Source organism: Pseudomonas sp. HMSC08G10, assembly GCF_001808425.1.
In the GTDB taxonomy this organism is placed as follows: Bacteria; Pseudomonadota; Gammaproteobacteria; order Pseudomonadales; family Pseudomonadaceae; genus Aquipseudomonas; species Aquipseudomonas guariconensis.
The window spans coordinates 39,480-46,171 of sequence record NZ_KV793288.1; the positions used below are offsets into that span (position 1 = coordinate 39,480).

Here is a 6,692-nt window from a genome sequence, read left to right on the forward strand (position 1 = left end):
CTGCGCATGTACACCGATAGAACGAGCCGTCAGCCGTGCAATTTAGAACTCTTCTCGTTCTCGAGTTCCCGGACGACGCGAAAGCCGATCCAGTCGCCGCGATCGTCCGGATAGGTCTGGTTGCGGTTGCCCGAGCGGGAGAAGATCGGTGCTTCGCCCCAGTCGTTGCCGCGCAGCTGCACCAGCTCGCAGTTGGGTTCCTTCCAGGCGCTGCCATCGCTGGGCGCGCCGACGTAGCTGTCGTGATAGCAGTCGGCAGTCCATTCGTAGACGTTACCGTGCATGTCGGACACGCCGAAGGCGTTGGGCGGGTAGCTGCCCACGGGAGCGGTATAGCTGAAGCCGTCCTTGGGGCCGTAGACGTTGGCGTGGCGGGTGATTTCGTAGTCGGCATCCGGGTCCAGAGGGAAGGGGAACGGCCCAGTGCTGCCGGCACGGGCCGCGTATTCGCGTTCTGCCTCGCTGATCATGCGATAGGTATGGCCGGTCTTTTTCGACAGCCAGGCGACATAGGCCTCGACGTCCTTGTAGCTCATGCACACGGCAGGGTGGCGGTCGGCGGTTTTGGGGTCGAGCTTGTAGCTGGGGACGCTGTTGGTGCAGCGCCGGCCTGGGCGATCGTCACCGTCGGCGATCACCGTACCGGTCTGTTTGAGGTAGGCCTGCCACTCGCCTGCGGTAACGTGGAAGCGGCTGATGGCGAAGGGTTTGTCGAAGGTCACCAGGTGCAACGGGCCCTCGTCAGGCTGACGGCCGACCTCATCGTCCGGGGTGCCCATCTGGAAGCTGCCGGCGGGCAGTACCACCATCTGCGGGCAGTCCTTGCAGTCCTGGAACACTTCACCGGGTTTGTGGTCGTGCGCGCCTCGGGCCGGGCCTGCGAGCAGGCAGCCGAGCAGGCCGAGTAGGGATAGCGGGCGTAGCAGGTTCGTGGGCATCGTGGGTTCCTTGCTGTGGCGGTCATAGCGTGCGCTTGAGCAGCGCGAGGGTACGGTCGATTTCCTGTTCGTCGTTGAGCAGGCCTGGTGCGGTGCGGATCACCGGGCCTGCGTCGCGGTACACGGCGTCGACCATCACCCGGTGTTCGATCAGGTAGTTGGCGAATCGGTCCTGGTCGTCCTCGGCCTTGACGCGAAAGAAGGTGAACCCGGCCGAATGGGTGCTGCCTTGGGGGGTGACCAGTTGGAGTTGGTCGATTTCCGCCAGGCGCTGTTTGAAGTAGTCGTTGAGCTGGTGGATACGCGCCTGCACATCGGCCTTGCCCAATTGCAGGTGCAGCTCGAAGGCTTTGCCGACTGACCAGCGGTGCTCGAAGCTGTGATAGCCCCCGGGGGTCATGATGGTGGCGAAGTCCTCGTCCTCGGAGAACGTGGCGAAGGTGGGTACCAGGTGGTCTTGCAGTTTTTCGCTGGCGGCGCAGATCAGGCCGGTGCCCCGAGGGCCGAACATCCACTTGTGGGTGCCGGCGATGAAGTAGTCGCAGTTGAAGTCGGAAAACTGCGCATTTTCCACGCCGAACCCATGCACGCCATCGACCACGTAGACGATGCGGTCCTGCTCGTCGCGGTCGCGATTGTGCCGACGCACCAGCTCGCCGATCTGGCCAATGGGCAGTTTCACGCCGCTGCCCGAATGCACCCAGGTCATGCCCAGGACGCGGGTATTGGGCCTGATGGCGCGGTCGATGGTCTCCAGGATGCGCTCGGTGCTGACCTTCCAGGCCTCGTCGAACAGGCGAAGCTTGCGCACCTGGGTCCCTTGCCGGCGTTGGCGAAGGTCGAAGCTGGTGTTGGCCGAGTAGTGTTCGTGCTCGGTGGTGAGGATCTCCTGGTGCGGCGCCACCTTCAGGCCCGCGTAGATCATCCCCAGGCCTTCAGTGGTGCTGCCGGTCAGGGCAATCTGGCGGGGTTTGACGCCCAGATAGCGTGCGGCCCACTCGCGGACCTCGGCCTCGCGCTTCCACACTGCCTGGCTGTGCCAGTCCATCCACTGCGCCGGGTTGCGGTCGAGTTCGGCGCGGTAGCGGTCGATGCTCTCCTGCACTGGCCGAGGGTGGGTGGTCACCAGGAAGTTGGACAGGTGGATCACATCCGGCGCCTGGGGGAACAATGTGCGCAGCTGGCGCCATTTGTCCTGGCCGGTCAGCGACGCGGGCGCGGCGACGGCCAGGGCGTGGGGCATCATGGGAAGGCTTGCGGCCAGCAGGCCGGCTTGCTTGAGGAAGGTACGGCGATTGCTCATGAGCGGTCAGGCCTTGATCAGCGGTGGGCGACAGGGTGGGCGGATTTCTGGACCTGCTCCCACACGCGCAGGAAATTGCCGGCCCACAGCTTGGCGATGTCGGTTTCGCTGTAGCCGCGGGTGAGCAGTTCGGCGGTGACATTGCGGATTTCGCTGACGTCCTTCCAGCCCTCCAGGCCGCCGCCGTCATTGAAGTCCGAGCTGATGCCGACATGGTCGATGCCGACCTTCTTGACCGTGTAGTCGATGGCATCGACGTACTGCTTGAGGGTGGCCTTGGGTTCTTCCTCGAGGATGCCGTAGAGCGAGCTTGCGTATTCGCCAAAGCGCGCCTCGGGCCAGATGGCGATCACCGCATCGCCTGGCATCAGGGCGTTGGCCAGGCCCTGCAAGGGCGGCAGGTCGAAACGCGTGCGCAGGGCCTGGAGCTTGTCGAGTACTGGCTTGCCCAGCGGTTTGAGGTACTGGCCGAAGCCGACCACCTGGATCACGCCGCCGCTGTCCTTGATCAGTTGCATCTCCTTGTCGGACAGGTTGCGTGGAATGTCCACCAGTGCGCGGGGCGCGGAGTGGGAGGCGACGATCGGCGCGCGGGAAAGACGGGCGACATCTTCCAGGGCCAGCGTGGACATCTGCGACACATCGATGATCACGCCCAGGTCGTTCAGCCGCTTGACCGCCTGCTCACCCAGCGGCGACAGCCCGCCCAGGGCATCGGCGGTGTCGTTGAAGAACGGCAGCGGGCGCGAGGAGTCGGCCCAGTCGTTGTTGCCGGTGTAGCTGAAGCCGAACATGCGCATGCCACGCGCCGCCCACAGGTCGAGCTGGGACAGGTCGTGGCCGAGTGGGTAGGCATTGAGCATGCTGATGAAGATGGCGAACTTGCCTTCGCCGTTCAGGCGTCGGAAGTCTTCGGGGGTGTAGGCGATCCCCACTTGATTGGGGAAATCGCGGGCCATGCCGGTGATGATCTTGTAACGCACTTCCTGCTGGTGGCGGGCCTCGTCGACGAAGCCCGGGGTGGGACGGTGCGGGGCGTTGGGCCCGTTCCAGATCTCCGGCCAGCCGAAAATCGTCAGCGCCGCGCCGGAGAGCCGTCCACGGCCGGCCTTGACCAGGTCGAACTGGCCCGGACCGTCCTTGTCGAGCTCGTTGCCTGCTGTACCCAGGTCCAGTGGCACGGTCACATGGCTGTCGAAAGAGAGCATGTGCTCGTGCAGGGCATTGGCCTGCTCGACGATGGGGCGCGGGTATCCAGGATCCTGGCCGAACCAGTGGAAGTAACCGGCAGCGCCAAGGGCGGCTACCAAGGCCAGGGGCAGGCCGATGTACAGGGCTTTGCGGGAGCGGGTCGTGGTCATTGCCATCTCGTTGCTGGGCTGATCGGGGTGAGGTGCCGGGCAGGTGTGGGCCAGGGCAGGGCTCGGGTATCAGGTGGACGAATGGCGGGACGGCAAATTTATTGGCGGGCGCTGGCGCTCAAGAAGTGCGCCGGTCGGCCGATAGTTACTGCGTCTAAATGGCCCTGATGGGCAGGGAGAAACACATGGTAGGTATCACAGGGATCAACATCGCCAGCCCATCGCTGGCCACGGCCACCCAGGCGGGCGAGGCGGACAAGACCGAACAGGGCAAGGCGATGGGCGTGCAGGTCGATCTTTCCGGGCTGCGTGATACCACGCAGGCCAAACAGGCCAAGCAAGCGGAAAGTGCCGAGGACAGCGGTGAGCCGCCGCACATCAAGCAATTGCGGGAGATGATCAAGAAGCTGCAGAAGCAGCTGGCCGAGGAGCAAAAGCAACTGGCTCAGCTGGCGGCCCAGAACATGGACGAAACCAGCAAGCTGGCAGCGATCACCGCCAAGCAGGCGAGCATCGCCACGATCAGCGGTGAAATCCAGGCGGCCACCGCGCAACTGCTGGAAGCCCTGAGCAAAACCGGCGGCAGCAGCGCCGGTGGCATGGTCAGTACCCAGGCTTGAAACCTGGGATGCGCATTCGCGCGTAAATCCGCTCCCACAGGTTTTGCGGTGCTCTCACGAACCCCGCCATACCTGTGGGAGCCGATTTACCCGCGAAGCAGGCGCCGCGCAGCAAGGTTGTCACTCCCTCGCAGCCTTGCCTGGTCGCTCAGCCCCATCCAGGGGCGCCTTGAGCATCGCGGATCAGTCGTTGGCCAGGCGCGGACGGCTCTGGCGCTCGGCCTTGTACTGCATCGCCACCGCCGGTGCCGGCTTGGCGCTGCCGGTCTCCAGCCACTGGCGCATGCGACTGGCATCGGCGAAGTGGGTGTACTTGCCAAAGGCATCGAGGATCACCATGGCCACTGGGCGATTGTCCATCTTGGTCAGCAGCACCAGGCAGTGGCCGGCCTCGTTGGTAAAACCGGTCTTGGTCAGCTTGATGTCCCAGTTGCTCTTGTTCACCAAATGGTCGGTGTTACGGAAGCCCAGCGTGTAGTTGGGCTTGCGGAACGCCACGGTCTTTTCGCGGGTTGTGGAAAGCTCGCTGAGCATCGGGTACTTGCGCGAAGCCATCAGCAGCTTGGCCAGGTCACGGGCGGTGGAGACGTTCTGGGTCGAAAGGCCGGTGGGCTCGACATAGCGCGTATGCGCCATGCCCAGGCTGCGCGCCTTGGCATTCATTGCCTTGATGAACGCGCTGTAGCCACCCGGATAGGCGTTGGCCAGGCTGTTAGCGGCGCGGTTCTCCGAAGACATCAGGGTGATCAACAGGGTCTCGCGACGGTTGAGCTGGCTGCCGAGCCGCACACGGGAATAGACACCCTTCATCTCCGGGTTGTTGGCGATGGTCATGGTGAGCATCTCATCCATGGGCAGCTTGGCGTCCAGCACCACCATGGCGGTCATCAGCTTGGTGACCGAAGCGATGGGCACTACGCGGTCGGCATGGCTGGAATACAACTCCTGGTTGGTGTTCAGGTCGATCAGCAGGGCGCTGCCGGAGGCCAGGTGCAGCTTGGCGGGGTCGCGTTTTACCTGGGCCGGGGGTTGTGCAGCAGCGGTCGACGGAAGGGTCGCGGTTCCTGTGAGCAACAGCAGCAGGCTGAGGATGGACAGGGAAGTTTTCACGTTGAGGCTCACTAAAAGTTGGTATGTCGTTGGCTGTGCAAGGGTTTCCCCCAAAAAACCGATGCATTCTGGAGTATGGCCGAACGGCTGTCGAATGCCTTATATCCAAAGGGCGCAAGGTGAAGGAAATTTAATCCTGTACCCGTTCAGCGACATAGCCAGTACGGCTGGGTTCAGCGATCCCCAACGTGGTCAATACGAAGTCGGCACGCTCAGCCACGCTGATCTTGGGCAGCAGCGATACCGCATAGCCTAGCGCTGGATAAGTCTTCTGGAGCTGCTCGAACTCACATCGAGCGGCAGCCATGTCATGGCGGCGCTCTGCGTCCTGCACATAAATCTCTTCCCATGGCGGTGCCAGGAAAACATGAGGGTTATAGGGATGCTGCTGGCTGAGCTTTTCCAGTATGAGGTCGCCGGTCAAGGTCTGAAGCGCAGCCGCCGCGTCGATCAGGCCACGGTCGAAGAACACCCATTGCGAACTACTGCATGGCGCATTGGCATAGTCCTTCAACGCTACGTCGATGGCCCGACGCAAGAAGGCTTCCATATCAAGCCAAGGCAATGCCTTCCCGCCTGCGCGTTCCTCTGCCTGCACGACACGCCGCCCGGGCTCTTCGACCACTGCATAGCCGCGCCGCTTAAGCTCGGACAAGAGGGTTGATTTACCTGCGCCTGAGCAGCCGGAAATAACGACGAAATGGTTCATGTGTACTCGGTCCGAAAGCCTTTCTTTTGACTGAGCTACGCAGTTTTGCATAAGCGATACTAGATTGCGCTCATCAACAAGCAGAGCACGCCTGAAACGTGTGGCCCTGGGGATATTCGGCGAGGTCGTCCCGGCCGGCTGAGGGAAGCGCGACAGCCATCACTGAATCGGCTTGATCAGCTCCGGGCCCTGGTTTCTGACGTTGCCCACGGCCGCGCTCACCCGGAACCACTCGAATTCCTCAGCGGGCTCGCCCAGGTTCAGGGCCAGCTGCTCGGCATGCTCTGGCTGGAATGCAGGGTCTACCCAGGCTCTGGCTGGCCCTGGGGCCAGAACCACCGGTCGCCGATCATGCACATCGACCATGCCGCCTTGGGCGTCGGCGGTGATGATCACGAAGCCGTCGTGCTCACTGCCGGTGAACTGGCCGATGCTGGCACATAGGGCGGGTTGCCCGTCCCGCCGCCGGATGTAGTAGGGCTGCTTCTTCGGCCCGCCTTCATCGACCCACTCGAACCACCCGTCCACTGGCGTGATGGCCCGATGTGGCCAGATCGCCCGGAAGAATGGTCCGTGGGCGACCTTCTCGATTCTGGCGTTGATCGGCGGCGCTCGATCGGTCGCCCAGTGCGGCCGCCATCCCCACCTCAC

General features: G+C 63.3%; 7 protein-coding genes. 1 reads left to right on the forward strand and 6 read right to left on the reverse strand.

Going from position 1 to position 6,692, the window contains the following annotated elements; translation table 11 throughout:
* Positions 1-29 precede the first annotated feature (29 nt).
* The 3 genes from HMPREF3173_RS01965 to pvdM are packed head-to-tail and all read right to left on the reverse strand — an operon-like array spanning position 30 to position 3,602.
* Positions 30-938, reverse strand: coding sequence for a dihydropyoverdine dehydrogenase (locus tag HMPREF3173_RS01965; protein ID WP_070571327.1), 909 nt, complete (start codon positions 936-938; stop codon positions 30-32).
* Positions 939-960: 22 nt separating this feature from the next.
* The gene (locus HMPREF3173_RS01970; protein WP_070571328.1) at positions 961-2,241 is read right to left on the reverse strand and encodes a pyoverdine-tailoring periplasmic protein PvdN; all 1,281 of its coding nucleotides are present in this window, start codon (positions 2,239-2,241) and stop codon (positions 961-963) included.
* Between the two features lie 17 nt (positions 2,242-2,258).
* A complete protein-coding gene (gene pvdM, locus HMPREF3173_RS01975; protein ID WP_070571329.1) occupies positions 2,259-3,602 on the reverse strand; it encodes a pyoverdine-tailoring dipeptidase-like protein PvdM in 1,344 nt (447 codons plus the stop codon).
* Positions 3,603-3,787: 185 nt separating this feature from the next.
* On the opposite strand from pvdM, the gene HMPREF3173_RS01980 reads away from it, so the two are divergent.
* Positions 3,788-4,222 (forward strand): hypothetical protein, encoded by a 435-nt coding sequence (locus HMPREF3173_RS01980; protein ID WP_070571330.1) that lies wholly within the window; start codon positions 3,788-3,790, stop codon positions 4,220-4,222.
* 183 nt (positions 4,223-4,405) lie between these two features.
* On the opposite strand, the gene pbpG is transcribed toward HMPREF3173_RS01980, so the two are convergent.
* The 3 genes from pbpG to HMPREF3173_RS01995 all read right to left on the reverse strand — a co-directional run.
* The gene (pbpG, locus tag HMPREF3173_RS01985) at positions 4,406-5,332 is read right to left on the reverse strand and encodes a D-alanyl-D-alanine endopeptidase (RefSeq protein ID WP_070571402.1); all 927 of its coding nucleotides are present in this window, start codon (positions 5,330-5,332) and stop codon (positions 4,406-4,408) included.
* A 130-nt stretch (positions 5,333-5,462) separates the two neighbouring features.
* On the reverse strand, positions 5,463-6,041 hold the full coding sequence (locus tag HMPREF3173_RS01990) for an AAA family ATPase (RefSeq protein WP_070571331.1): 579 nt from the start codon (positions 6,039-6,041) through the stop codon (positions 5,463-5,465).
* Positions 6,042-6,200: 159 nt separating this feature from the next.
* The coding region (locus HMPREF3173_RS01995; protein ID WP_256543753.1) for an SOS response-associated peptidase at positions 6,201-6,692 on the reverse strand (492 nt) is incomplete at its 5' end.

Bases quoted from the DNA above. Each gene is read 5' to 3' on its own strand.
- HMPREF3173_RS01965 (WP_070571327.1), bottom strand. From the start codon at position 938: ATGCCCACGAACCTGCTACGCCCGCTATCCCTACTCGGCCTGCTCGGC.
- HMPREF3173_RS01970 (WP_070571328.1), bottom strand. From the start codon at position 2,241: ATGAGCAATCGCCGTACCTTCCTCAAGCAAGCCGGCCTGCTGGCCGCA.
- pvdM (WP_070571329.1), bottom strand. From the start codon at position 3,602: ATGACCACGACCCGCTCCCGCAAAGCCCTGTACATCGGCCTGCCCCTG.
- HMPREF3173_RS01990 (WP_070571331.1), bottom strand. From the start codon at position 6,041: ATGAACCATTTCGTCGTTATTTCCGGCTGCTCAGGCGCAGGTAAATCA.
- HMPREF3173_RS01980 (WP_070571330.1), top strand. From the start codon at position 3,788: ATGGTAGGTATCACAGGGATCAACATCGCCAGCCCATCGCTGGCCACG.